Raw genomic sequence first — 25,667 nt, forward strand, 5'->3', positions numbered from 1 at the left:
AGCGTTATATCCTTTTATATACTTGGACTAATCATCTAAGACGTTTCATCATTTTCGTATATTAAAAAGGGGGATTGACCATGAGACCAAAACGTAAAATAGGTCTTGTACTGCTGATGATGTCACTGGTCCTTGCAGCTTGCGGAGGCGGGCAGAGCAAAGAGCAGGCGGGAGGAAATGAAGGCAATCAAGAGAAGGTCAAGCTGACCATCTGGCATAACTTTGCCGGTGATGATCTGCGTGCAAAATCAGTCCGAAGTTTTATCGATCAGTTTGCTCAGGACCATCCTGAAGTGACGCTCGATGCACAAGCGATTCCGCCGGACGGCTACCGTCAACGTCTGAGTACGGTTGCGGCTGCGAATGAAATGCCGGATGTATTCTTCGTATATGCAGGAAGTCAGTCAGCCGAGCTTCATCAGGCGAAGCTGCTTCAGCCGATTACAGAGGTGCTCGATGCGCATTCGGATTGGAAGGATAAATTCCTGCCGGGAGCGTTTGATCCGTACGAGTTCGAGGACGGCCAGATCTACTCCGCTCCACTAGGCATGTCGGCAACTTCGATTCTCTATTACAACAAAGCATTGTTTGACAAACATAACGTAAAAGTTCCAACGACTTGGGAAGAAATGATGGCAGCGGTTAAAACGTTCAACGATAACGGCATTACGCCGATCGCGCTCGGAAACAAAGCGCCATGGGTTGCGCAATCCACCATTATCGGATCGATTGCCGACCGTGTGACAGGCACCGAATGGTTTAAGAAAGCGGCAGCACAAGATGGCGCGAAATTTACCGATCCTGAGTTTATCGAAGCGCTTGGATATTTCAAAGAGCTCGTCGACAACAAAGCATTCCAAGAAGGTGCCAACAGCATCGACAACACGCAAGCCGAGCAGTATTTCATCCAAGGCAATGCAGCGATGATGATCAGCGGCGCGTGGACGCTCACCAACTTGGCGGCTTCTTCCTCGGAAGAGCAGATGAAGGATATTGAAGTGACGACTCTGCCTGCAATCCCTGGAGGCAAAGGCGAAGCTAACACCATCTCCGGCGGAGCTGGCGGCGGTCTGGCTCTTAGCAGCAGAACGGAAGGGAAAGCGAAAGAATTGGCGCTGGAGCTGATTTATGCGGTCAGCGGACCGGAAGCGCAAAAAGCGATTGCCGAGAGCAACTCCATGGTCATGTACGATACCGAAATCGATGAGTCGAAAGTTACTTCCTTGTACTACAAAGCCTTTAACCTGGTGAAATCCACAGGCATTACGCCGGTATACGATGCTTATCTGTCTGCAGAGGCGGCTGAAGTCATCAACAACGGTCTGCAGGAAATTATGATGGGCGGTCCCGTCGAAGGTGTGGCCCAGAAGCTGCAGGACGCGCAAGCCAGATCCGCTACTCCATAAGAAACCATTCACCACTGCATAAGGATTAGGAGGGAGGAGGCTGCCATGCCTACAGCGATGAGAAGCAAAGGATTTATAGCCATAGCTCTTCTTCCTGCGCTTCTGTTGTTTCTGATATTTGTCATTATTCCGGTCTTCTGGTCAGCTTACTACGGATTTTTCAGTTGGAAAGGGTTCGGAGACGCCACATTTATCGGCCTTGATAATTATATAGAGATGTTCAAGGATCCGATCTTCTGGCGGGCGCTTCGAAACAACCTGATTCTGGTCGTATCATCCATTATTGGTCAGGTTCCAATCGCGTTGATTCTGGCCATTGTATTGTTCAAGAATTCGTTCTTCTCCAGGTTCATCCGGTCTGCCGTATTCATGCCGATGGTTCTCTCCACGGTTGTTGTCGGTCTCATCTGGGGTTACATTTACCATCCTCAGTTCGGAATCGCTAACTATGTGCTGGAGATGCTCGGTCTGGAGTCATGGACCCGTGCCTGGCTGTCCGATCCAAAAGTCAATATGCTGGCGATATCGCTCCCGATTAACTGGGCGAACATCGGCCCTTATCTGGTCATCTTTATCGCAGCACTGCAAAATATTTCACCGGAGATCCATGATGCGGCCAAAATTGATGGGTCCACCGGCTGGAACAAGCTGATGCAAATCACGCTCCCGATGATCTGGAGCACGGTTGTCGTAACCATTGTGCTCTGTATCTCGGGAAGCCTGAAGGCTTTTGATCATGTTATCGTCATGACGGGCGGCGGACCGGCGCAATCGACCGAGCTGCTTGCCACCTACATGTACAACAGCACGTTCAGCGTGTATCGCTACGGTTACGGCTCCGCCGTTTCCACGATGATTATGATCGTCAGCGCCATTCTTATCGCGCTTAACTATTTCGCAACGCGCAGAAAGCCAAGTTAACATGAAGGAGGGAGCGATGTGAATTTACAGACGACCGGGACCGGAAGTGCCTCAGGGAAACGCGTCATCACGAAGGGGTTAACCGGGTTCGTAAAATTGCTGCTGATTGTGTATGCGATTCTTACGCTCTATCCCTTGTACTGGCTTTTTACGAGCGCGTTTAAATCGAATCAGGATTTCTTCACCAACCCTTACGGCTTGCCGAAGGAGTGGATGACCGAGAATTTATTCCGGGCATGGGAGCTTGGAAATATGGGCAGAGCGATGCTGAATTCAACGGTTGTGACGATTACAGCCGTCGTTCTGACCATCCTGCTCAGTGTACTTGCGGCGTATGTACTGTCCAGATTCGAGTTTCGGTTCAAAAAGCTGGTGGTCGTGTTGTTTACGACCGGGCTGCTGATTCCGATTCACAGTACGCTGGTGCCCTTGTTTATTATGATGAAAAATATCGGCTTACTCGACACGTACGGTGCGCTCATTCTGCCGTATACGGCATTTGAGCTGCCGATCGCAATCTTCTTGGCGATGGCCTACATGTCATCCATTCCTAGAGAGATTGAAGAAGCGGCCATGATTGATGGCAGCGGCTGGTGGGGAATCTTCGGCAGAATGATTCTTCCGCTCTGTACGCCCATCGTGGCAACGATATCGATTCTGGCATTCCTCCGATTCTGGAATGACTTCTCCTTCGCACTCGTATTTATTAATACGCAAGCGCTAAAGACGCTTCCGCTCAGTCTGTCCCTGTTCTCGGACGGCTTCGGTACGGATTATAGCTTGACGATGGGAGCGATGGCGATCGCAGTCATTCCAACAATTGTGGCTTACCTGATCTTGCAGGAGCAGATTATGAAGGGTATGGTGGCAGGATCCATCAAAGGTTGAATCTTTAGTCTTAAGGGATCTCAATATTCTTAAAAGAAAGGCCTCTTCCGGTCCGCGGAAGGGGTTTTTCGTAGTATTAGGTCAACCAAGATTATCAGGTTGGTCTAATTCCCGTATTGCGGGTTGTTTAAGCACCGAAGTTGGCAAAGTTTTCGTTTCTCCCTCGAAAATATTCATGCACGATTTTCGGCTACGCGATGCCGGCATATCCAATATAATAGGAACACCAGGACAATGAGAGCATGATAGGATAGCTTGCAAACGTTAGCCAAGTAAGTACATGAGATCGAGGAGGAACCCCAAGTGATATCGGCTGCGAATCGACAGGAGTATTACCAGGCATTGCTGGAAAAGAAATCGGAGTACGAGGGTGTTTTTTATGTTGGCGTGAAAACAACGGGGGTATTCTGCCGCCCGACATGCCCAGCCCGGAAACCGAAGATGGAAAATTGCGAATTTTACGAGACGGCTCAAGAAGCGCTGCTTGCTTCCTTCAGACCCTGTAAACGATGCCGTCCGCTATCACATCCCAATCAGGTGTCCGACCTGGTCCGGCTGCTCGTTGAGGCGGTGGAAGAAAACCCGGAAAAAAGATGGACCAACCAGGACTTTCAGAAGCTGTCCGTGGATGCTTCGACCGCAAGGCGCCAATTCAAAAAGCGGTTCGGAATGACCTTCGTTGAATATGCACGGGCCCGGCGGATGGGACTTGCCCTGAAGCAGATAAGGGAGGGGCACGCCGTCATCGATGCGCAGCTGTCGACCGGCTACGAGTCCAGCAGCGGATTCAGGGATGCCTTTTCCCGCATCATGGGCGCGGCGCCTAGCCGATCGGGGCACCATAACATCTTAAAAGCTTCATGGATCGATACGCGTCTCGGACCGATGATGGCCATCGCGGATGAGGAGGCGTTGTATCTGCTCGAATTTGTAGACCGCCGGGGCTTGGAGCGTGAGGTTGAGCGTCTTCGGCAGAGAACCAAGTCAGCAATCGTTCCGGGTTACACAGCTCCGATTCGTTCGATCGAGCTTGAGCTCGGCGCGTATTTTGACGGGAAATTAACGGAATTCAAGACGCCCTTGTTCCTGTTAGGATCGCCATTTCAAAAAGAGGTATGGGACCAGTTACTGCAGATTCCACCCGGACAAACGACTTCGTATGGCGAGATCGCAGCAACCATGGGAAGGCCCACCGCTTATCGTGCCGTTGCCCAAGCGAATGGCGCCAACCAGCTCGCGATTGTCATTCCATGCCACCGCGTGATCAATACGAGCGGCGAATTGGGCGGATACGGCGGAGGATTGTCTCGCAAGCAGTGGCTGCTGCATCATGAGAAATCGATGAGCAATGCAACCATACACGAATAGTAGACTTTGGTCGTAGAAAAGGTCTTACCTATAGGTAAGACCTTCAGATTGTCGAGAAACCCTGCACTTTTTTCAAAGTACAGGGTTTCTCCCTTTTTAAGTGGTCAATTCAAGAGGGGAAATGGGGGATTACCCCCTGTTTTCCAGGCGATCCAAGTGGATCGCCATCTTCTTCATATTCTGCACGGTTGCTGTCATCAGAGCTTGTTCCCTGACGTTTTGCAACCCGCGCAACCGGCAATAGCGAAACCCATGGAGCTCTTTGGCATCCGCGAAGCTTCGCTCAATCGTTTCTTTTCGTTTTCGGTATAAATACTTGCCGGATCGACTGAGCCGGTTGTTTCGCACCCATTCCTTGCTGTCTTCCCAGACATGGCGCGTGACGACCTTGCGGTGATTCCGTGAACGGGTACATTGCTCCAGCATCGGGCAAGTCTTGCAGTGTTTCGGATCGGAGGCATATTGCCGGTATCCTTCTCGATTCGTGGTGCGATACAACAATTCATGCTGGAGCGGACAAATATAACGGTTACGCTCGGCATCATAGGTAAACTTCCACTTCGGAAATAAGCCTTGGGTCGGATGAAATCTCCGGTGAGCAATCACTCCAAAGATCCCCCGTTCCTGCAATCCTTTGCAGATGGGGGTTGTTAAATAGCCTGAATCCAGGGCAACGGCTTCAACTTCAAAACCAAATCGCTCTCGTTGGCGATCCAAACGCGACAAATACGGTACAGAATCATGGACGTTTCCCGGCGTGACGTGGACATCGGTAATCAGATTGTACTTCAAATCAACGGTCCGGTGATCTAAATAAAAGAATCCTTCCGGTTTCCCGTCGCGAATCATATAACCGCTATCCGGGTCGGTTTTGCTCACCTTGATTTCTTTCTTCTCGACCACATCCTCTCTGGGTTTTAAAGCTTTTTTCCATGCGCCTTCCGGTCGGCTTCTACTGCGCCATTGAGTTCGTCCATGTAATCTCGTGTGTTTTGTAGAACCTGCTGCTTGGTGTACTGGTGTTTGTTCGCATTGGCCTTCACATGCGTGGAATCCGAAACCAGGACTCGTCCGCCGACCATGCGATGCTCGATTGCCTGCAGCACAATCTCATCGAAGATATCTTGAAAGATATTAGTGTCTTTGAAACGAGTCCGTCGGTTCCAGCTAATGGTGGTATGGTCCGGAACTTTGTCTGTCAATCCCAAACCAAGAAACCAACGGTATGCCAGATTCGTCTGAATCTCGCGTTCCAGTTGACGCTCTGAACGAATGCCGTAAAAATAACCGAGGAAAATCATCTTAAATAACACGACAGGATCGATGGCTGGTCGCCCATTATCAGCACAGTAAAGCGGACGGACCTTTTCGTCGATGAAAGAGAAATCGATATACTTGTCCACTTTACGGAGCAGATGATCTTGAGGAACCAATTCTTCAATCGAAACAAACTCGTAAGCCTGCTGTTTTTCTCGGTTAGAACGCAACATATTTAACACCCTTCCGAACGGTTTATTTACTAATATTATATAATATTAACGCGGTGTCGTGTTGAACTAAATACACAAAAAATAGCTGTCGAGACTTTCTCGACAGCCTGAAGGTCTTACCTATAGGTAAGACCTTTTTTGTATAGATCGTGCAGTCATTGGTATGACGTAATGATATGTAGAATGTTTAAAATAAAGAGCATACCTTACATTCAGAGGAAAAGGGGGCGTGAACATTGTGCAGAATCAAGGACAACTGCCTCAGTGGGCAAACAACTATTTGCAATATATTCAAGTCCCGATAAGGGAGGCTTCATTGGAATATTTAACCGAAATTTGCACCGCACATCATCAGCGTGTACCGTTCGAGAACATTACCACGTTGCTGCAGTATCGGGAATATCATCAAAAAGGAAGATTGGAGCAGGATGAGAAGAGATTCGTAGATCAGCTGTGGCAGCTGAATGCGGGAGGCACTTGTTATATGATTAACAGCAGTCTTCATCAGCTCTTGAACCAGCTTGGTTTCGAAACCCGGTATGCGCTGCTGGGCGGGGGACATGTTGGGTTACTGGTGCGGATCCCGGGTGAGCAAGAAGAAGTGTACGTGGATTGCGGAAACTCCGCCCCTTTTTTCGAACCCGTACGGTTGGAGAGCGATCCCGAGCAAGTTTCCCAATATGCCGGGATTGAAGTCAGATTGCGCCCAGGGGATGAACCGGGAACATATACGTATTATCGGTATGTGGATGGTCGGCTGATTACAGAATTGGTTTGGTCATTCGACACACGGGTAACGTATCAATTCGATGATTTCCAGCCGGCCATTGCAATCTATTTTCAACCGAATGATCTCTTTACCTCTTCATTACGCTGTCAGCTGTGGCAACTGGACCAGCAGCGCTCGCTGTCTCTGGTCGACAATGTACTGAGTATCCGGTATGCAAACGGGAAGGTAGAAAAGCGCATCTTATCCGATCTCAGCGAGCTGCGAGAGGTCATCGATCATGAGTTTCATCTCCCTAAATTGCCTGTTGAAGATGCCGTGAAGATTCTTCAGGAACTCGGATTTGATATTTTTAAAGGCAGCGCCATGACGAATTCCCTTGAGTAGAACGTTAAGAAACATACACACTCATTCTATCGATAAGTCGACGGATGGTTTGATCTTGGAATGAATTGGAATGAGCACGACTCTATCTGATGCGGATATGCTACAATTTAACTAGTTATAGCGCTCGTGACTTCATTCAGCAGTGACTCCAATATACAATTAATCCGAAAAATACGGCGCTCAGTTGGAGGTTAGAGATGAATCTTTCCAAGAATAAGAGTTACGTATTTTTCTGGTTAGCTTCCACCATTTCATATTTTGGCACGTATATTACCACACTCGCTCTCCAAGTACTGGTGGTGGTTGATCTGGAAGGCAGCACCGTTGATGTGGGCTGGATCAATTCCTCGAGGTGGCTGCCCTATGTGCTGCTGGGATTGGTGGCGGGAGTGATTATTGATCGCGTCAGTCGTCGGAACATCCTGGTACTGACCGATCTGGGGCGGGGGATCTTGCTCGTAGCGATATGCCTACTGGCATTGTTCGATGGAATCAATGTGGGCATTCTGATGATCATCATGATACTCTTCGGGGCGATGTCGTTATTCAATGATGCTGCATCTCAATCTATTGTGCCCCAACTCGTGTCGAGAAGGTTGTTATTGTCCGCTTATGCGCGGTTGGAGCAAAGCGCAGCCGTTGCGGAAACCAGCGGCCCCGCAGCTGCCGGTTTATTAGTCTCTATCGTTACGGCTCCGTTTGCAATCTTGGTTAACGCAGCTTCGTATCTGTTTTCAGGGCTGGTTATGGCTTTTATTAAACATCAGCCCATACCGGAAAAGGCCTCGAATGAACGCATACTTGAATTGATAAAGGAAGGATTGCGCTGGGTCTACCGGCATCCGTTTCTCAGCACGCTGGCACTCAATACCCATGCGTGGTTTCTATTTAACAGTATGCTGGGGACGGTGCTGGTAACGTACGCTCTCACCGAATTAGGGTTTCATGCGTCAACCCTGGGACTTGTCATGACATCAGCAGGGATTGGCGCTGTTATAGGCACGACGTTATCAACCCGGGTCAGCAAGCGATTTGGAATTGGACGCAGCATCACGTTTGCTAGACTTTTGTATGCACCTGCGGTCCTGTTCATGGTTCTGGCACCACCCACTGACAACGGTGATCTGTTGATTCAGACCTTCCTCTTGATCGGATTTGGGCAACTGTTTTATGGTTTAGCATTAGGTATTGAGGGTCCGATTGAGATGGGTTACCGGCAGACGATCACACCTGCACACTTGCATGGGCGTATGAATGCCACCATGAGGTCTATCAACCGCAGTATGATCGTTATTGGAGCGCCTCTGGGTGGCTTCATCGCTGATGTATTTGGATTTCGCACAGCATTAGGCGTTGTTATCACCGGACTGGCTGTAGTCGGAATTTGGTTCGTGTTCTCACCGATGCGGGCTGCCCGGATGGATGATACGACGGATGTGAGTAATTAGATCGATACGTTCTGCACGGTCATAGTGCCGTTACCTATGGAATCTTAGCTCCCCGCACGATTTCAATTTCAACCACACAGTACGGTTCCGCAGGTACGAAAGAGAGGGAAAGACCAGATGATGGTTTCGATTCTAGCTATGGCGGCAGCCGTTTCGGGCGGCATTGTCGCCTCCGGGGCGGGAGTGGAATCGCAATCATATGATAGGGGTCTGCGTTTATTTCATGCTGGTCTTTGCTGCCGCCGGGGCCGCGATGCGATGAATGTGGCTGGAAAAAGCAGTCTAGAACATATCGAGTTACTAATGTGAAAGCAGCCTAGCTCCTGCCTTAAAGGATGAGCCTGGGCTGCTTTTTATTACCCCATTATATAGAAGGAAAAAATTCAGCGTGGGCTTTTCTCCTGCCCCGGCCTTGCCGGCACCGTTGCGGTCTCCCGGAATTTGACCGGGGATACGCCATAGTTGGCCCGAAATACCCGGTGAAAGTAGGAGTAGCTGGCGAAGCCGCAGGTTTCCGCGATTTCCTCCAGTGTCATCGTGCTGTATTTGATGCGCTCGACGGCTGCGTTCAGCCTGATCTCGAGGGCGTACTGGATCATGGTTTTTCCGTAATACTCCTTAAACAGCTTAACCGCCCGGGATAAGCTTAGCCCGACATGGGAAGCGGCCTCCTCCAGCTTGAAGGTAAGGGTGGCATGCTCCTCCACGAATCGCTTCAGCCGCAGGGCAGTGAAGGCAAGGCGATCGGTCGGCTTGATCTCGGTAATGGCGCGGTCCAGGCAGAGGCAGAGACTGCGCAGCAGGTAGTCGGTCAGTTCCCCGATTTCCCCTTCAAGGCCGCGCCGCTTCTCCAGCAGCATTTGTCTCCACAGACCCAGTAAATAATCGTCGAGCCCGACATGACTGACGACAGGGCGGGGGATGCGGTTCCACCAATTATCAATCCAGGAGCCATCGCAGAATATAAAATAATCCCCGCTGGACACGCGGCCATCCTCGCCGTCTTCCTTTACCCGCAGCTCGTATTCATCTCCGGGCTTCAGCAGCAGCAGGTCGCCTGCCTGCACGTGGTGCTCGATGCCGTTGCAGTAGATTTCGCAGGAGCCTTCGGTTTGGAGTCGGAACAGATAGGTTGTTAAGCCGCCCCGATGGCTGTTGCTGAATTGCTGAAAGTGATAGGAATAGTCGCAGATGAGCAGCCTTGCTTCCATAATGGTAACAACCCCCAGTAAAAATATAAGCAGATAGTTCATGTTGCAGCAATATTGTTTATGTTCATTTTAGCCTATTTGCATGTATGATAGTAGCAGATAGAGCAGTAACTCATTTTTGGAATCGAGGTGCGCTATAATGAGAAGAATGAACATTGGTTTGCAAATGTATACGCTGCGCGATGAAACGGCACAGGATTTCCGCGGTACGCTCCGCAAAGTCGCTGAATTGGGTTATGAAGGCGTGGAATTCGCAGGTTATGGAGACATTCCGGCCGAGGAAATGAAAACGCTTCTTCAAGAGCTTGGCCTGAAAGCAATCGGCAGTCACGTGGGCCTGCATCTGCTTCGCGCAGATCTGCAGAAGGAAATTGATTACCTGAAAACCATTGGCGCTAAATATATGATGTGTCCATATGTGGCCGAAGAAGATCGTAAAGATGCCGAGGATTGGAAGAACCTCTTCTCCTTCCTTGAGGAAGTAGGGGCTGAAGCCCGCAAGCAGGGACTGATCTTTGGATACCATAACCATGCATTCGAGTTCGAAGCCGAGGTTGATGGCCAGTTCGTCTTTGATGCAATGTATTCCGCAACGACGCCGGAAGCCGTGCAAGTGGAGATGGACGTATGCTGGGTACAATTCGCCGGACAAGATCCGCTTGCCTATATTCCGAAATACGCAGGACGTCTTCCGCTGCTTCACCTGAAAGATTTCAGCAAGGATGCGGAAGGCAACATGAAAACGCTGGAACTGAGCCAAGGCTCGGTTAACCTGCCGGGCGTCATTCAGGCTGCATCCGATGCAGGTACGGAATGGCTGATCGTCGAGCAGGACGTATGTCAGAATCCGCCGCTGCAAAGCGTGGAGAACAGCATGAACTGGCTGAAGCAGAACTACCTGAACCAATTTTAATTTATGAGCACAAAGGAGACTTTCAATGAGCAAAATTAAAGTGGCAGTGTTTGGCTGCGGCGCGATCGCCCAGCGCAGACATATTCCTGAATACGCGAACAATGCTAACGTGGAGCTGGTTGCTTTTGCCGATCCGGTAAAAGAACGCGCCGAAGAGATGGCAGCTCAGTATGGCGGTAAAGCCTATACAGACTACCAAGAACTGTTGAAGAACGAGAAGCTGGACGCCGTTAGCGTATGTACGCCGAACTATCTGCATGCTCCGATGAGCATCGCGGCTGCGAATGCCGGCCTTCATGTGCTGGTGGAAAAGCCGATGGCTACAACGGCTGAAGAAGGAGAGCAAATGATCGAGGCCGCCCGCAAGAACGGGGTGTACCTGATGGTAGGCCACAATCAGCGCCTCATGCCTCCGCACGTAAAAGCGAAGGAAATTCTGGATTCCGGCAAGCTCGGCAAAGTGCTTACCTTCCGTACTTCCTTTGGCCACGGCGGTCCGGAAAGCTGGAGTCTGGATGGACGCGACAGCTGGTTCTTCCGTAAAGAAGAAGCGATTATGGGCGCCATGGGCGATCTCGGCGTGCACAAATCCGACTTTATCCGTTACCTGCTGAACGATGAAATCGTGGAGGTGGCAGGTTTCATCGGTACGGTCCATAAAGAAGGAACCGATGTGGACGACAACGCGACTTGCATCGTTCGCATGAAGAGCGGGGCCGTGGGCACGCTGATGGCAAGCTGGACGCATTACAGATCCGGCGATAACGGAACAGTGTTGTGGTGCGAGAAGGGTGCCATGAAGATCGGTACCGTTAACGGCGACGAGGTGGTTGTGGAGCTGACCGACGGTACGGTGGAGACCTACAAGGTTGGCGCCATGGCAACCAATGAGAAGCAGGTTCCGAGCGGCGTCATCGACGCGTTCGTCGAATCCATTCTCACGAACACGCCGCCTAGCATTTCCGGTGAGGAAGGACTGCGTTCCTTGAACGTGATCCTGGGTGCATTCGAATCCCAAGAGACGGGTAAAATCGTGAAGCTGTAATAAATGAGTGTAGAAGGAGGCCGTACGCGTACGGCCTCCTTTTGTTTCTACGGGACAGTAACGCATAGCTTTGGGAAGTTAATCCTATAAAAAGAGCCGCTCTGCCATGTTCATGGAGAGCGACCTATTCGCGTATAGAGATTTTACTTGGGCATACGTGTTGTCCGATACATCCCATCCATCTTGATGCTGTCTGCATCCTCTGTGACGGGGATGAAGATCGGCCGTTCATCCGGCGTGCGGTTCGGGGTATGCACGGTCAGCATCAGCTGACCGTTCCAGGTACGGAAGACCATGCCGTGCCCGCCGTCGCTGGCATATAAGGGTTCTGGCTCTTGGAGCCAGGGCCCCGTCAGCTTGCCGGTTGTCGACTTGGCAACGCCGAGCGCGTATCGGCCGTCCACAAAGCTGGCCCATAACATGAGCAGACTCCCTGACGTTGTCCGAAACAGAAACGGTCCGTCCGTCACGTAGTTGCCCGATCCGGGAAAGCGGGGCGAGTGGAACGGCGTGGCCCAAGCGGCTTCGGAGGCACGGAACAGGGTCACGGGCTCCGAGGCTGCTTCCGTGAGATCGGGACTCAGGCGCATGGCGCAGATCTCGCCGTCCCCGACCTGCTGCCATTCATGGCAGAACACCATCCACGGCTGATCCGTTTCGTCGATATAGAGCGTGCCGTCCAGGGAACTCCAGTCGGCTGGGGTTACGGGCCCTTCGCTATGGAGGGAGAAGGGCCCCATCGGCTCCTCTGCAGACAGCACTGCAGTGCCCAGCCGATCGTTATCTTTTCGGCGGAAGGTGGCAAACATGATGTAATGCCCATGGTAATAGTAGACTTCGGGTGCCCAGAAGTTCACGTCCGCAAAGAAACCGTCCGGTTTGCGAAAGACCGTGTAAGGGCCTTCCCAATCGTCGAGATCACGGCTGATATAGACATCGAAGCCGGTCCCTTCCTTCCAAATATTTTTGTCGGTGCTGCCGTACATGTAGTATATTCGCTGTGCCGGGTCAGGCAGTACGTAGGGGTCCCGAAGCTGAATGTCTTGAGTTTTCACGCTTAAGCCGTTTACCTCCTTCAATTAACGATAGGCAGGATAGATGATGCCGATATCCCTCTCCGTCTTTAAATCTCCGTCTGAATACAACTGCATCTCATTGCCTTTGATCCGGATCGGAATGGATGTGCCTTGATAGCGGAGCTCGCCTTCAATGGTACGCACGCTCATGCCGATCACGCCCTCCAATTGTCCGCTGCGGTCCGTGACCAGCCGAATCCCGGCGGGGCCTTGAATATGAACGCGGCCTTCCCGGTATACGGTGACGTTGTCCGGGGTATTCACCAATTCGTAGTGCAGCCCGTTCACGGTTCGGCTATAGGCCGTGTTGCCGGCAACTTCTTCGCCATGATCCATGTCGACGGGAAGCAGTCCCGTAAACCACAGCCGATCCGATCCGATCGGCATGATGCCGCAGAGCCGTTCCACGTAATCCAGCAGGCACAGAATGGAAGGGGAATACGCCTCGGTAAAGCCCTCTTCACCAGTCCAAGGGCTCAAGGTTTGCGGGAAGCGCTTCGCCTTGGACAAGGCGGACAGAATGGGCTGCAGCACCCAGGTCAGCTCGACATAGCGGTGGTGATGTTCAAAGGCATGCGGCGCCCGGATCAAGCTCAGGAAATTGGACGGCCCGCCCCAGCTGTTGTAAGAGGAGGACGGATCGAACCGCGGATCGTCCATCGCCATGGACGTAAACGGATATTTGGCGAAGAATTTGCGGGTATTCAACAAATAGCGACGCAGCATGTCGTCAAACAGCTCGCGGTCGCCCACCTCGCAGGCCATCACGCGCAGCAGCACGTCGGATTGGACCCGGACCAGCTCGTCGTTCCGATCTCGGTCGTAGAAGAATTGATCCTCCTCGTCATAACAATAACGGAAGAGGCTGTTCAGGCTGGCTTCGGCTTTGGCCCTCCAATCGGCTCCGGATTCGCCGAGCTCTTCGGCCATGCGGGCCAAATACATGCGCTGGCAGTAGATGTTGGCCGTCAAATCCGGTGCCAGGAAGGGCAGTACCGGGGAGTCCGGGTGGAAGGCGGCGGCATCGTTCCTATAGGGCGTGTCCGGAACATGCCAGAACCTGGGCGATAGATCATGCCCGGTATCAAAGGTGCTGAAAGCCTCCACGCAGCCGGTCCCCCGGGTGCTGCGGTAACGCGCAATCCAATCGTCGTAACGCGACATGGCTTGGTACATGGTCTTCAGGAAGGTGAGGTCCCTTCCATGAAGCTCATAGTGGTTCCAGACGCAGCGCGCCAGCGGCGTGACGAGCTGGATCTGGCGGAACGAAGGGCCGTTCTCCGTCAGTTTATAAGGGAGCAGCCCATCCTCCCTTTGCTGATCCGCAAAAGCGAGGTAGGTGGTTTCCGAGACCGAAGGAATCAGTCGCGATAGCAGTTCGGCATTGATGGTGCCGGTGCTCTCTAGCCAGCAGCCGAGATAGATACCGCCCTCCTGCAGAATCGGATCGCTGCCGTTCATCGGCACGATGCAGGCCAGCAGCTTCTCCAGCGCGGTATAATAAGCCGCTTCGAGCCGTCCGCCCGATGCCGCGAATCGGACGCCAGTCGTCTGCCACTCCTGCAGCAGTTTCCGATCTTCCCGTTTACCTGGCTGCACCCGGTCCGGTATCGAAATCCGGTGCAGCCGGTCCAGCATAACTTCTGTCATGTCCGCCTCCTTGAAAACTTGTTATTGATTCGATTCAAATATGCGCACGGTGCCGTTATAGAAGTCCGCAACGGCCTGCTCGACGTTTTTCCGGCCGAAACCGATCTCCTGGGTCGTCGTCTGGGCCAGCTTGGAGAACTCGGCGAACCCCGGCGGATTATAACTTACGTCAAAAGGCTCGGTTTTCGTGGCTTCTGATACGAGACTCGTGTAATTGTACACAATCTCTTCCACGGGGCCTGCTTCCTCCTGGAGAAGGTTGCGGTTGGCTTCCGTTACCGGCACGCCGCGGTCGTTACCGAGGATTTTGGCCGCTTCGGGATCATTGATCCAGAAGTCCATGAGCGTGGCGACCTCCTTCGGATGCTTGGTGTTGGCATATCCGGATAGTCCTTGGCTGGACTCGAATACTACGCCCGTTCCCTTCGGACCTCTAGGTACCGGGTGGAGGATGAGCGGATCTTCCGTCAGGCTCTGGAATGCGGCCAGTTGATTGGAAGGGAGAAGGCTCATGGCCGCTTTGCCCGTAATTAACAAGGATTTGCTGGTATCATCGTGCGGATTGGACACCTGAAGTTCAGGCGTAACGACACCGCCGGCTTTCGATGCCTGCTCCCAATACTCGAACCATTCCTGAATGTCTTCCTTCGCGAAGCCGAGCTTTCCATTCTCCATATCATACAGCTGTTTTCCGCGCTGCTTCAGGAAGATATCCATTCCGTCGACGGTGAAATTATAAGTACCGTATACGCCGTCGCCAAGCTTGTCGGACAATTCTTTGCTGATGGCGGCATATTCCTCCCAATCCCAATCCTGCTCCGGCAGAGGAATGCCTGCCTTTTCGAATAGTGCCTTGTTGATGACGATTCCCCGGGCGTTTGCGCCTGCAGAAATATGCTGCAGCTTCCCATCCAGACGGCCGTATTCCACCATGGTGGCATCCATGCCGTCCAGCTTCAGTTCGCTGCCGACATACGGATCCAGGTTTAGCAGCACATCTTTTTTGGCATAGTCCACCACGTTTCCGCCCAGGAAGAAGATATCCGGCGCGGTGCCGGAAGCGAGCTGGGTGTTCAGCTTATCGAAATATCCGGAGGAAGGCGAGAATTCGCCGACGATTTTGATGTTCGGATGTTTGCTCTGGAACACCTTCAGGGCTTCGTTCGTAATATCGGCCCGTTTCTGGTCGCCCCACCACATCATGCGCAGCTCGACCTGGCCGCTCGGCTCGGCCCCTGCGCCCGTACTCCCGCCTTCTCCAGTGTGATCCGTTCCGGAACAAGCGGTGACGAATAACAGGAGCGAAGCCAATATTCCAACGAAACATTTCTTCAACATGGATAATCCCCCAGTCTAATCATAATTGGTTCATTTGCAGCACGCCTTCGCAACACGTCAGGCAGCTTTCGAGACTACTTCAGGCCGGTCGTGGCAATGCCTTCGAGAAAATACCGTTGAAACACCAGAAAGATGATTGTCACAGGCAGCAGCGACAGCGTGGACATGGCGAGCAGCGCCCCCCAATCCGATTGCCCCGAAGGATCGAACAGGGATCGGATCCCCAGCTGTACAGTGAACAAATCGATCTTGCTTAAATAAATCATCTGGCTGAAGAAGTCGTCCCAGCTCCAGATGAAGGTGAAGATGGCCGTCGTAATCAGCGCAGGGACGAGAAGCGGCACCACGATGCGGAAGAAGATCTGCGATTGTCCGCAGCCGTCGATGGTCGCGCTCTCGTCAAGCTCCCGCGGAATGCCGCGGATGAACTGAACCATCAACAGGATGAAGAAGGAGTCGTGCGCCAGCCATTTGGGCAGGATGAGCGGGAAATACGTATTGATCCAATGCAGCTCGTTATACAGAATGTATTGAGGCACGAGCGTTACGTGGTAAGGCAGCATAATCGTTACCAGCATGATGCTGAACCACAGGCCTTTGAATTTGAATTTCAATCGCGAGAAGGCATAGGCTGCAAGGGAGCAGGAGACGATGTTCCCGATGACGCTCATGACCGAGATCAGCACGGAGTTGCCGAAGAATCGGCCGAAGGAAATGCCCTGAAGCCCGCTCCAGCCGTTCACGTAATGATCCAGCGTGAAGGCAGTCGGAATGAGGCTGCTGTTGGTAAAGATGAGATGATTCGGTTTAAACGAGCTGAAGACGAGCCACAGCACCGGATACAGCATGAGCAGGCCGAGGAGGATAATGGCGGCATGCCTCCCGGCTTGGACGAGTTGTCGCTTAAGCGGCATATCCATTACCTCCCTTCCTGGTTATCCCCGTAGAAGACCCAGAACTTTGATGTGAGAAAAACGATTCCGGTGAACACGCCGATGATGATCAGCATGATCCATGCCAGAGCCGAGGCATAACCCATATCGAAGAACGAGAAGCCTTTCAGATACAGGTACAAGGTGTAGAACATCGTGGCGTCGAGCGGCCCTCCCCGCCCGTCTCCGATGACATAGGCCGGCGTGAAGGCTTGGAACGAATTGATCATGCTCATGATCAGATTGAAAAAGATAACGGGTGACAGCATCGGCAGCGTAATGCCGAAGAACTGACGGATCTTTCCGGCACCGTCTACGCCGGATGCTTCATATAAATCAGTCGGAATCTGTTTCAGACCGGCAAGGAAGATGACCATGGCCGATCCGAACTGCCAGACGGACAGCGTGATAATCGTATACACCACATAGTCGGGGTGGGCGATCCACGAGGGGCCCGAGATGCCGAACCAGCCGAGGAACTGGTTGACCAGACCGCTGCCGTCAAAGATTTGGCGCCAGACGATGGCAATGGCAACGCTGCCTCCCAACAAGGAAGGGATATAATACACAGTCCGGTAAATGCCGAGTCCGCGGATGCCCTTGTTCAAGGCCATGGCGACCAGCAGCGCGAACGCAAGTCTCAGCGGCACGGATAAGAACACATAGTAGAACGTTAGCCACAAGGATCTTTGAAACGTATCGTCCTCGGTAAAAATCTGGACATAGTTGCTGAGTCCTGTCCAAGTCGGCGATGAGAGCAGGTTGAATTTGGTCATGGATAAGTACAGCGATGCAATCATCGGCCCCAGCGTCAGACAGAAGAAGCCGATGAGCCAAGGCAGAAGAAACAAGTAGGCTGTCTTATTCTGCTGGCCGTATAAGGGCCTGGACAGCTTTCTCATAATGTACCTCCCTTCAGGATGGATGAGCATGGGCGGTTACCTGACGGCTTGAATTCGCTTACAATCGGGATGTCGGTTCGCCCGGTAAACACATCATACCGGGGGAGGCGAGAGGACGGAATCTCATTTCTTCGGATCATCGTGTTCGATTTTTTCGGATTGCGACAGTCGGAACTCGGAAGGGCTTTGATTGAACATTTTTTTGAATTTGGAGCTGAAATAGCCGGGTGAAGAGAAGCCCGTCAGCTCGGCTATGTCCCATACCGTCAATCGGGTCTCCTGCAGCAGGCGTACGGCGTGTTTCATCCGAACTCCCGTAACGTACTGGATGAACGAGGCCCCAGCCCCTTCCTTGAACATCTCTGAGAAGTAGGTAGGGTGGTAGTTATACTGCTCGGCCAGCGAGGTCAGCGATAATTCCTGCATGTAATTTTCCTCGATATACCGCTTGGCGGATTCAATCAGGGTAGCGTCTTTGTCTCCGGATTCCAGGTGGTGGTCCACAAAATCCTGTGCCCACTGCATCAGCAGGCGTTCCGCCTGCTCCGGGGTCTCGAGCCATAAAACCCATTCGGGTGAAATCCATAGAGGCCCCCCTCCCTGTGAATGCCGTATGTTGTCGACGGCGGCCGATTCCATAATCAGCGTAATTTGAAAAAGGCTCCGTACCAAGCGGGAAGGCGATAGCCGGAATGCCTCGCCCAGCTCCCTCCGGATGATGCTGCGGAAGGATTCCAATTCGCCCCGGATCAGGCAGCGATGAAGCGCGCGGCTTGTTTCCTCCGGCAGCAGCGGACTTTGGTCGGTTACGGGTGCCTGATCCGGTCCGTTCTGGCGTCCTGCCAGATTCCAGGCCAGGAGGGAGTGGATATACCCCTCTTTCCATCGCTCAAGTCCCGACACGGGCAGCCCGAGTCCCACCTGCACCTCCACGGTTAAATATGATGATGCCTGCGCGGCGAGTTTATCCGCGAATTCATGCTGAATGCCGTCAAGCGCAATGAAATGCATGATGCCGGGATGAGCTGTATCATGAAACACTTGAACGCCGCCCGGATAAGACTCGGCGATTTCATGGCAGACCATTTGAAACGGAAGGCGGAGATGTTCGGGCGCGCGGCCTTCGGGTGCTTTCTGCATGCCGCATTCCCTCATGCCCGCGGTGATGAAGCAAACGCACCCGTCCTGCCAGTCCTCCAGGTGGAACAGTCGAATCCGTTCCGGCAGGGAGGCGGGGGGGAGACGATTGCCGCGAACGAGATCCAGCAGGAAGCGCTCCTTCATTTCTTTGTAATACTGGGATAGCCGCCACTGCATCATTTCCGAATCGTCCCGTACCTTGCGGTTCTTATCCAATTCCTGTTTGATTTTGCTTAAGGCGGATTTCAGGTCGTCCCGGGCTACGGGCTTCAGCAAGTAGTCCATGGCCTGGCTGCGGACGCCCGCTCTGGCGTATTGAAAATCCTCGTATCCCGTAATGATGATGATCTGGATGGTCGGATTGTGGCTCCGGCAAACGTCGAGCAGCTGGACGCCGTCCATGACGGGCATGTTCATGTCGGTAATGAGCAGGTCATACGAATGGGATCTCAAGAGCTCTTCAGCTTCCAAGCCGTTCCCGGCCTCCCCCGAAATGGCAAAGCCCATGCTCTCCCAGTCGACTTTCAGCTTTAGCCCTTCACGAACCTCGATCTCGTCATCTGCGATCAATACGTTGTACATGATATTCCTCCTGTACCGGTAGAATCAGTTCGATGCAAGTGCCGGCTTCGCTTCCGTTCCGAATATGAACGGCAAATAAGTCGCCGTAATGCAAGCGGCAGCGTGCAATCACGTTGCCGAGTCCAATGTGCCAGCTCTCGCTTCGGAGGATCGGCTCTAATTGAGAGGCCGCCGCGGGATCCTGGAGTTTGCGGATGATCTCGGAGGGCATGCCTGGACCGTTATCCGCGACGTGGAGGTGCAGGCGATTGCCCTGCCTGCTGATCCGGATGTCCACCTGTGCCGTGGTTTGATGCTGAAAGCTGTACTTGACCGCATTCTCGATCAGCGGCTGCAGAATGAACTTGATCATCACCAGTGAATCCAGCCGGCCTTCCTCGTGGATGGAGATGTCGAGTTTATGCCCGAAGCGGGTTTGCAGAATGGAGATATAGTGGCGGACATAAGCCAGCTCTTCGGCTAAGAGGACCCGGTCGTCACTGGTATTCATGGAGAAGCGCATCATTTTGCCCAGGTCCTCGATCACCTGCACGGTATCGTCCGTCCGGCGCTGCATGGCAAGACTGCTCACCAGCTCCAGGGTGTTAAACATGAAGTGGGGATTGATCTGCATGAGCAGCGCTTTATATTCGGCTTGCTGGCGGAGCAGCTTCAGCTCGAATTCGTTCTGGATATGCTGCCGCAAGCGGCTGATCATATAGCGGAAGGTGGAGATGACGTAACTGACCTCGCTCTTTACGTTTTTGTCGGGAGGCAGTACGGACTCGGCCTGGTCGAATGCTCCGCGCTGCACCTGCCTCATCGCCAGGACCAGACGCGTTAAAGGCTTGGTGACGCCATAGGAGAGCCATGCGGCGGCAAACAGGGAGACCAGGATCAGAACGACCGTAACCACCAGGATGGTGCTCTGAAGCTTGTGAAGAGAGGAGTACAGCTCCTTTTCCGGCGCTAGTCCAGCCAGCATCCAGCCGGTGCGCCCCAGCTTCTTGTAAACCAGAATGTTCCGCTGTCCTTCATCGTTGGTCAGATAGACAACGCCCGATTTCAGCGGGCCGTTTCGAATGCGATCGATCTCCGATAGGGCTTCGGTGCCAAGTTCATGCGCCTGCTGGGATAGAATCGGGCTTCCTTGCTCGTTCAACAGAAAAATCGTGCTGTTCTTGGCCAGATGGATCCGGGTGAGCGGTTCCAGAAAATAAGACTCGCTGACGTTAACCTTCATCACGTTCTGCGCCGTGGCATGATGGAAGGTCCCGATGGGCATCAGCAGGCTGACGACGGGATTGCCGTGATCCCGGACACGTTCATGCTGGTCCGTATGCGCTGGCAGCCAGCGGTCTCCGGACGCGAAGAAGTTCGTGTACCACGATTCCCGCAAAAAGGCCGGGTCGCTTTCGACTTGGTTCTCGCCGCCGATCCGAAGTCCGCTGCGCCGGTAGATGGACACATCGGAGATACTGGTGTAGCTGTTGGTCGCCTGGGTCAGAAATCGGCTCATGGCAAGATTGGCCAGCATTTTCTCCCCTTCGGGCAGCAGCGGGTCACTGATGGCGTTATCCCAGTTCTTGGCCGTGTCGCTGTTGAACACGAGGGAAGCGACATCATAAATCTGCATCTGGACCATATCGACGTAGGAGCCGTATTCCTCCATCTTCTCAAGGGCAGAGGATTCGATGTAGGAGCGGATCACGGTGCGCGATTCCGTAAACAGCAGGAAGGAGAGCGTGCCGAAAGAGAGGACGAAGAGTGCGACGATAAAGGCGATCAAACGGCTTTTTAATGAGAAGAACATCCATTTCCTCCTTTACGAAAAGCGGATTTCTAGGCGGTCTGCGACATGTGAAAAAAGGCTGCGTAAATACGCAGCCTTTGAAGGGAAAATTGCTTGAAGCAGCCGTGTACGGCTTAGAAACGAACCAGATTGTCGATTCGTACAGGCATGCCGGTGGCGATGGCGCGGTTGGCTGCAATTCCTGTCAGTATGGATCTCGCCCCATCGATATGGTTGGCCGCACGGGCATATGGATCTTCCACCGGTTCCCCGAACAGATCATTCAGCAGCACAGGGTCGCCTCCGCCATGTCCGCCTTTTTTCTCCTCGACGTGAACCTCGTACGGGGCATCGAACATCGGAAGCACCCGCAGCGTTTTCCCGATTAACGCGCCTTCTTGGCTTTTGTCGCCCAGTGAATTGACGTAGGATTGTTCAACGATGTTCATCTCGATCCGGCCTTTGGTGCCGTTGATGGCGATGCGATAGCCTTCCCACGGCTGATAGGCGACCAGCGAATACGTTAAAATGGCCTTGTTCTGATACCGCACGAGGACGCCCATTGTATCCTCAATGTTGATGCCGTCCCCGAATACGCTTTGATCCCGCTGGTAGCCATCCTCCGGCTCGGCATCCAGGTACATGGCTTTGAGATGCGCATCCGAATCCAGATGGAGCGCGAACGGGTCCTCTTTGGCAATGGGGTTTCCGGTTGCGCGATTGTAGAATTGCGTAACGCCCCGCGCTTCGGCATTCTCTCTACCATAATACATGAGATCTCCAAATGCGAAAACGGTTTCAGGATGGGAACCGATCCAGAAGTTGACCAGGTCGAAGTGATGGGTGGATTTATGGACGAGCAATCCGCCGCTGTTCCGCTTGTCCCGGTGCCAGCGCCGGAAGTAGTCTGCGCCGTGGCGGGTATTCAGCAGCCATTCGAAGTGAACCGAGGTCACCTGGCCGATGGTGTCATTCATGATCAATTCCCGTACCTTGGTATGATGGGGGGCGTAACGGTAGTTAAAGGTGACCCTGATATTTTGTCCGGTCCGCTTGGCGGCATCCAGAATGGCCTGGCATTTTTCTTCGTCGATCGTCATCGGCTTCTCGGTCACGACGTCGCACCCAAGCTCCATTGCGCGAATGATGTACTTGTGATGCGTCCGGTCGATGCTGGTCACGATGACGAAGTCAGGCTTCTCGTTCTCGATCATCCGGTCAAATTGGTCTGCGGGGTAGGTAGGCACCTCGGTGTAATTATATTTTTCCCGCAGCAGCTGATTCGCGTAATTCATGCGAGTTTGGTTGATATCGCAAAAGGCAGCAAGCTCGGATTTGTCGCGGAAATTCTGGGCCAGTGCGCCATAAAAAAATTCGGCGCGGCCGCCGGTACCGACCAATACATAACGTTTCTTGTCACTCATCTCTATCGCCTCCTTGAATATAGCTCTAGCCTATAACAAGGGAGCACTGCTTTCGCCGCATTTCATGCGTAATCGCTTTCAAATGCCGCATATTTTGCTATAATTCAAGGAAAGGGGGCAGCCGCATGACCAAGCCGTTTCGAGCAGATTACCACGATCCCACCGGATATTTGAATATGGAGTATGACCGCCGCATTGGCTATTTCTCAATGACGGTCGACCATCTCCACGATCATTATGAGCTGTACTACCTGTTATCGGGCGAGCGGATCTACTTCATCAAAGATCGCTCTTACAGAGTTCGGGCCGGTGATCTTGTCTTCGTGGACCGGAATGCCGTTCATAAGACGCTGGACAGCGGCCGGCCCGACCATGATCGCCTTGTCCTCTATATAAGCCCGGAATTGTTCGCGGATCTGGCCGTACCGCCTGAGCTGGCCGAAGGGCTGAAGGAGCCGTTCGGCTGGGATGTTCCGATTCTAAGGCTTCCTTCGCCAGCGAGTGAAGCGGTGGAGCAAATGGTCGGCGAAATGGTGAATGAGATGATCCATCCTCAAGCGGGAAGCAGTTGGCTGCTGCGGCACCGAACGGTCGAATTGCTGCTCTTCGCCTACCGCAGCCGGCATTTGGGTACGGTTCGTTCAGCCGATACGGAGCCGGTTCTTCATCCGAAGACCCAGGCGGTGGTCCGGTATCTTAACGATAATTATCAGAAGGCTTTAACGCTGCCCGAGGTAGCGGAGGCGTTCCGAATCAGCCCGCACTATCTCAGCCGACTGTTCAAGCAGACAACGGGGTTTACCTTTAGCGATTATTTGAACCTGCTTCGGGTTAAGGAAGCGCAGCGCCTCCTGCGAGAGAGCGATGATTCCATCACGGATATCGCCTGGCGATCAGGCTTCAGCAACTTCTCCCATTTCGGGAAGATGTTTAAGCGGACGGTTCAGCTGTCGCCGAGGGCATACAGGAAGCAGTATCGAATGCGAAGCTAAAGGAATAGACTATGTCTTCTTTCTGGTGTACTAGAAAACGTTATATTAAGATAATAGATAGTCTCTATTTTATTGCAGCGAGGAGCTAGCCCAGCCTTTGTGTATGGCTCTGATTTCTGCGCATAGAGGCTGTAGCCCTAGTCCCTAATAGAGGCACCGCGTTCATCGAGTTGGATTAGCTCGTGGCTGTGGTGTTTTTTGGTGTGCATATGGTATCTTGGAAGTGAACGAAAACGCCATATTTGATAGATTCGTTGAGAGGATCGACAGTCAATATGAAAACAAAAATACAAGAGTTGCCGCTGTCGCCGGGCGTATATCTCATGAGAGATTCGCGGGGAACGGTCATTTACGTTGGCAAATCCAAAAGTCTCAAGAAGAGAGTACAATCGTATTTTTACAACAATAAATCGCACTCCCCAAAAGTGAAGAGGCTGGTTCAGCATGTCAAAGACCTGGAGCATATCGTCACCGACACGGAGTTTGAGGCGTTCATGCTGGAATGCAGGCTCATTCAGGACATAAAGCCGATGTATAACCGAAAAATGAAAAATCCGCTAGGTTATAGTTATATCGTATTGCGGCAAAAGCGAGATTGGCGATGGCTGGAATTTACGGATACACTGGATGAAGGCGGCCCTGACCGATCTCGTTTTTTCGGCCCCTATACAGCTAGCAGACATAGTCTTGAACATGCAGTGCAAAAGGTTAAAGAATGCTGTAAAATCGCCTGCAATCATACACCTGCCGCTTCTTCGGCAAATGCTCCCTGCTTGAATTATTCGATTGGCCTCTGTCTTGGCAAGTGTCTTGGCGGCGAAAGCGCGCGGCAATTTGATGACATCATGGATCGATTCATTGCTCTGCTTCAAGGGGACGACCGACGTTTATATGATGAGATGGAGCGAAACATGCTGGGCGCCGCAGCGCGTTTCGATTTTGAGCAGGCTGCAAAATACAGGGACGGCATGGAGGCGGTGAACCTGCTTTTAAGTAAACGGGATGTGATCGAGTTCGCCGAAGAGAATCACAGCATCGTTGTTTACGAATATTTAAACGAAGATACGATTAAGTTATTCCTGATTAAGGGGAACGTTGTGCTGCACAGCGAGCGATGCTCTGTGGCTGCAACAGTGGATATTGAATCGTTGAGGCGGAGGGTCAAAGCCTTGATTCTCAGCTATTTCACGAAGGATACGGGATGCGATGCTGCCGAGGTTACCCGGGAAGATATCGATGCTGCACAAATCATCTACAGCTATTTGCAGAGCAGCGCCTGCCGTTATCTTGTTCTTCAGGATTCATGGCTCGAAGACGATGGGGAGTCTGATATGGAAGCTGCACTGCGGGATTTTGTGAATCATTATGTTGTGTCATCTTAATTTGAGGAGTCGTTATCCCGCTGGGCCGAGATTGTATCGGAGGAAAGCTATCAGCGGAAATAGGTCTTTATCATATTAGCCTCTATCCGACACGGATAGAGGCTTTGGTTTACTTATTTACTTCCAACAGCAAACATATCTTTGAGTATTATGGCTTATTGAAAAATCGCCCCATCGGCATCTCTCTCGTAAAAGTGATCCCCCCATACCTATATTTCACTTCAATTTGGGTGATGGGCTCATCGTTATAAAGACGGACTCCGTAATTAAGCGGAATGCGCGAACCTTGATTGAGCGCGGCTCTCTTCTCGTCCGGCGAGAGCTCAGGCTTTAACGGCACCTCCCGAATATCCACGAATTCGATATCGGGATCTTCATCAAGGCCTCCGCCGCCGACCAGATGAAGAGAATAACTGACGCCTAGCTCGGCCTTGGCAGGCTTCATGCCAGTATTCACCCGCACGTCCAGCAGCTCCACATCGACGAATCCTTCATTGATAACCTCGAAGATGATGGTGTTTTCATCCGTATAGGATGTAAATCCACCCACCTTGATGGGCGTGGGGCGAAGGAACAGCAGGTATAGAAGAATGGATGAAAGGAGCAGCCCCAGGCCCATATATAAGAGCCTGCGGTGAGGTTTGGATCTTGGTTTCATGGCAGAGCAATCTTCC

Annotated in this window: 21 protein-coding genes; 10 read left to right on the plus strand and 11 right to left on the minus strand. The window is 52.4% G+C overall.

Annotation, left to right across the window (positions count from 1 at the left end; all coding sequences use genetic code 11):
* The first annotated feature begins 80 nt into the window (after nt 1-80).
* From MKX98_RS02520 to MKX98_RS02535, 4 genes are all read left to right on the plus strand, one after another.
* The gene (locus tag MKX98_RS02520; protein ID WP_194540617.1) at nt 81-1,406 is read left to right on the plus strand and encodes an extracellular solute-binding protein; all 1,326 of its coding nucleotides are present in this window, start codon (nt 81-83) and stop codon (nt 1,404-1,406) included.
* A 45-nt stretch (nt 1,407-1,451) separates the two neighbouring features.
* Entirely contained in the window at nt 1,452-2,327 is an 876-nt protein-coding gene (locus tag MKX98_RS02525; RefSeq protein ID WP_339221264.1) for a sugar ABC transporter permease, read from the plus strand.
* An 18-nt stretch (nt 2,328-2,345) separates the two neighbouring features.
* The gene (locus tag MKX98_RS02530; protein ID WP_071219105.1) at nt 2,346-3,215 is read left to right on the plus strand and encodes a carbohydrate ABC transporter permease; all 870 of its coding nucleotides are present in this window, start codon (nt 2,346-2,348) and stop codon (nt 3,213-3,215) included.
* A 303-nt stretch (nt 3,216-3,518) separates the two neighbouring features.
* Entirely contained in the window at nt 3,519-4,583 is a 1,065-nt protein-coding gene (locus MKX98_RS02535) for a trifunctional transcriptional activator/DNA repair protein Ada/methylated-DNA--[protein]-cysteine S-methyltransferase (protein ID WP_339221268.1), read from the plus strand.
* A 129-nt stretch (nt 4,584-4,712) separates the two neighbouring features.
* On the opposite strand, the gene MKX98_RS02540 is transcribed toward MKX98_RS02535, so the two are convergent.
* A protein-coding gene (locus MKX98_RS02540) for an IS1182 family transposase (protein ID WP_339219424.1) occupies nt 4,713-6,073 on the minus strand; the annotation gives its coding sequence in 2 pieces (ribosomal slippage) (nt 4,713-5,506 and nt 5,506-6,073; 1,362 coding nt in all).
* 238 nt (nt 6,074-6,311) lie between these two features.
* Between MKX98_RS02540 and MKX98_RS02545 the strand changes: the two genes are divergently transcribed.
* Together MKX98_RS02545 and MKX98_RS02550 are read left to right on the plus strand one after the other, a co-directional pair.
* The gene (locus MKX98_RS02545; RefSeq protein WP_339221270.1) at nt 6,312-7,187 is read left to right on the plus strand and encodes an arylamine N-acetyltransferase; all 876 of its coding nucleotides are present in this window, start codon (nt 6,312-6,314) and stop codon (nt 7,185-7,187) included.
* 197 nt (nt 7,188-7,384) lie between these two features.
* Nucleotides 7,385-8,635, plus strand: coding sequence for an MFS transporter (locus tag MKX98_RS02550; RefSeq protein ID WP_194540620.1), 1,251 nt, complete (start codon nt 7,385-7,387; stop codon nt 8,633-8,635).
* Between the two features lie 383 nt (nt 8,636-9,018).
* On the opposite strand, the gene MKX98_RS02555 is transcribed toward MKX98_RS02550, so the two are convergent.
* The gene (locus MKX98_RS02555) at nt 9,019-9,846 is read right to left on the minus strand and encodes an AraC family transcriptional regulator (RefSeq protein ID WP_194545032.1); all 828 of its coding nucleotides are present in this window, start codon (nt 9,844-9,846) and stop codon (nt 9,019-9,021) included.
* A 139-nt stretch (nt 9,847-9,985) separates the two neighbouring features.
* Here MKX98_RS02555 and MKX98_RS02560 point away from each other — a divergent pair, with 139 nt between their 5' ends.
* The gene (locus MKX98_RS02560) at nt 9,986-10,759 is read left to right on the plus strand and encodes a sugar phosphate isomerase/epimerase (RefSeq protein ID WP_216532801.1); all 774 of its coding nucleotides are present in this window, start codon (nt 9,986-9,988) and stop codon (nt 10,757-10,759) included.
* A 25-nt stretch (nt 10,760-10,784) separates the two neighbouring features.
* Entirely contained in the window at nt 10,785-11,804 is a 1,020-nt protein-coding gene (locus MKX98_RS02565; RefSeq protein ID WP_071222294.1) for a Gfo/Idh/MocA family oxidoreductase, read from the plus strand.
* Between the two features lie 143 nt (nt 11,805-11,947).
* Here the strand turns inward: MKX98_RS02565 and MKX98_RS02570 are convergent, their stop codons facing one another.
* From MKX98_RS02570 to MKX98_RS02605, 8 genes are all read right to left on the minus strand, one after another.
* Nucleotides 11,948-12,859, minus strand: a complete 912-nt coding sequence (locus tag MKX98_RS02570; RefSeq protein ID WP_194540622.1) for a glycoside hydrolase family 43 protein — start codon at nt 12,857-12,859, stop codon at nt 11,948-11,950.
* A gap of 24 nt (nt 12,860-12,883) precedes the next feature.
* Complete coding sequence (locus tag MKX98_RS02575) at nt 12,884-14,530, minus strand: hypothetical protein (RefSeq protein WP_339221274.1); 1,647 nt, start codon at nt 14,528-14,530, stop codon at nt 12,884-12,886.
* Between the two features lie 21 nt (nt 14,531-14,551).
* Entirely contained in the window at nt 14,552-15,868 is a 1,317-nt protein-coding gene (locus MKX98_RS02580; protein ID WP_194540624.1) for an extracellular solute-binding protein, read from the minus strand.
* Nucleotides 15,869-15,942: 74 nt separating this feature from the next.
* A complete protein-coding gene (locus tag MKX98_RS02585; RefSeq protein WP_012818681.1) occupies nt 15,943-16,782 on the minus strand; it encodes a carbohydrate ABC transporter permease in 840 nt (279 codons plus the stop codon).
* A 5-nt stretch (nt 16,783-16,787) separates the two neighbouring features.
* Nucleotides 16,788-17,702: a sugar ABC transporter permease gene (locus MKX98_RS02590; RefSeq protein ID WP_194540626.1), complete on the minus strand. Its 915-nt coding sequence runs from the start codon at nt 17,700-17,702 to the stop codon at nt 16,788-16,790.
* A 123-nt stretch (nt 17,703-17,825) separates the two neighbouring features.
* Nucleotides 17,826-19,424: a response regulator gene (locus MKX98_RS02595; RefSeq protein ID WP_339221277.1), complete on the minus strand. Its 1,599-nt coding sequence runs from the start codon at nt 19,422-19,424 to the stop codon at nt 17,826-17,828.
* A complete protein-coding gene (locus MKX98_RS02600) occupies nt 19,399-21,216 on the minus strand; it encodes a histidine kinase (RefSeq protein WP_339221278.1) in 1,818 nt (605 codons plus the stop codon). Before MKX98_RS02600 ends, MKX98_RS02595 begins: the two co-directional genes overlap by 26 nt.
* Nucleotides 21,217-21,329: 113 nt before the next feature.
* A complete protein-coding gene (locus tag MKX98_RS02605; protein ID WP_339221279.1) occupies nt 21,330-22,619 on the minus strand; it encodes a Gfo/Idh/MocA family oxidoreductase in 1,290 nt (429 codons plus the stop codon).
* A gap of 125 nt (nt 22,620-22,744) precedes the next feature.
* On the opposite strand from MKX98_RS02605, the gene MKX98_RS02610 reads away from it, so the two are divergent.
* Both MKX98_RS02610 and MKX98_RS02615 read left to right on the plus strand, forming a co-directional pair.
* Nucleotides 22,745-23,611 (plus strand): AraC family transcriptional regulator, encoded by an 867-nt coding sequence (locus tag MKX98_RS02610; RefSeq protein WP_194540630.1) that lies wholly within the window; start codon nt 22,745-22,747, stop codon nt 23,609-23,611.
* 275 nt (nt 23,612-23,886) lie between these two features.
* Nucleotides 23,887-24,993 (plus strand): GIY-YIG nuclease family protein, encoded by a 1,107-nt coding sequence (locus MKX98_RS02615; RefSeq protein WP_220686766.1) that lies wholly within the window; start codon nt 23,887-23,889, stop codon nt 24,991-24,993.
* A 148-nt stretch (nt 24,994-25,141) separates the two neighbouring features.
* On the opposite strand, the gene MKX98_RS02620 is transcribed toward MKX98_RS02615, so the two are convergent.
* Nucleotides 25,142-25,651 carry a hypothetical protein gene (locus MKX98_RS02620; RefSeq protein ID WP_339221283.1) on the minus strand — a complete coding sequence of 170 codons (510 nt, stop codon included), beginning with the start codon at nt 25,649-25,651 and terminating at the stop codon, nt 25,142-25,144.
* Nucleotides 25,652-25,667 lie beyond the last annotated feature (16 nt).

Source organism: Paenibacillus sp. FSL W7-1332 (assembly GCF_037969785.1).
GTDB lineage: Bacteria > Bacillota > Bacilli > Paenibacillales > Paenibacillaceae > Paenibacillus_AQ.

What these genes read in the sequence shown, in the direction of transcription:
- MKX98_RS02600 (WP_339221278.1), bottom strand. Translation starts at nt 21,216, where the DNA reads ATGTTCTTCTCATTAAAAAGCCGTTTGATCGCCTTTATCGTCGCACTC.
- MKX98_RS02575 (WP_339221274.1), bottom strand. Translation starts at nt 14,530, where the DNA reads ATGACAGAAGTTATGCTGGACCGGCTGCACCGGATTTCGATACCGGAC.
- MKX98_RS02590 (WP_194540626.1), bottom strand. Translation starts at nt 17,702, where the DNA reads ATGAGAAAGCTGTCCAGGCCCTTATACGGCCAGCAGAATAAGACAGCC.
- MKX98_RS02580 (WP_194540624.1), bottom strand. Translation starts at nt 15,868, where the DNA reads ATGTTGAAGAAATGTTTCGTTGGAATATTGGCTTCGCTCCTGTTATTC.
- MKX98_RS02520 (WP_194540617.1), top strand. Translation starts at nt 81, where the DNA reads ATGAGACCAAAACGTAAAATAGGTCTTGTACTGCTGATGATGTCACTG.
- MKX98_RS02555 (WP_194545032.1), bottom strand. Translation starts at nt 9,846, where the DNA reads ATGGAAGCAAGGCTGCTCATCTGCGACTATTCCTATCACTTTCAGCAA.
- MKX98_RS02615 (WP_220686766.1), top strand. Translation starts at nt 23,887, where the DNA reads ATGAAAACAAAAATACAAGAGTTGCCGCTGTCGCCGGGCGTATATCTC.
- MKX98_RS02620 (WP_339221283.1), bottom strand. Translation starts at nt 25,651, where the DNA reads ATGAAACCAAGATCCAAACCTCACCGCAGGCTCTTATATATGGGCCTG.
- MKX98_RS02585 (WP_012818681.1), bottom strand. Translation starts at nt 16,782, where the DNA reads ATGCCGCTTAAGCGACAACTCGTCCAAGCCGGGAGGCATGCCGCCATT.
- MKX98_RS02560 (WP_216532801.1), top strand. Translation starts at nt 9,986, where the DNA reads ATGAGAAGAATGAACATTGGTTTGCAAATGTATACGCTGCGCGATGAA.
- MKX98_RS02595 (WP_339221277.1), bottom strand. Translation starts at nt 19,424, where the DNA reads ATGTACAACGTATTGATCGCAGATGACGAGATCGAGGTTCGTGAAGGG.
- MKX98_RS02550 (WP_194540620.1), top strand. Translation starts at nt 7,385, where the DNA reads ATGAATCTTTCCAAGAATAAGAGTTACGTATTTTTCTGGTTAGCTTCC.
- MKX98_RS02610 (WP_194540630.1), top strand. Translation starts at nt 22,745, where the DNA reads ATGACCAAGCCGTTTCGAGCAGATTACCACGATCCCACCGGATATTTG.
- MKX98_RS02525 (WP_339221264.1), top strand. Translation starts at nt 1,452, where the DNA reads ATGCCTACAGCGATGAGAAGCAAAGGATTTATAGCCATAGCTCTTCTT.
- MKX98_RS02605 (WP_339221279.1), bottom strand. Translation starts at nt 22,619, where the DNA reads ATGAGTGACAAGAAACGTTATGTATTGGTCGGTACCGGCGGCCGCGCC.
- MKX98_RS02565 (WP_071222294.1), top strand. Translation starts at nt 10,785, where the DNA reads ATGAGCAAAATTAAAGTGGCAGTGTTTGGCTGCGGCGCGATCGCCCAG.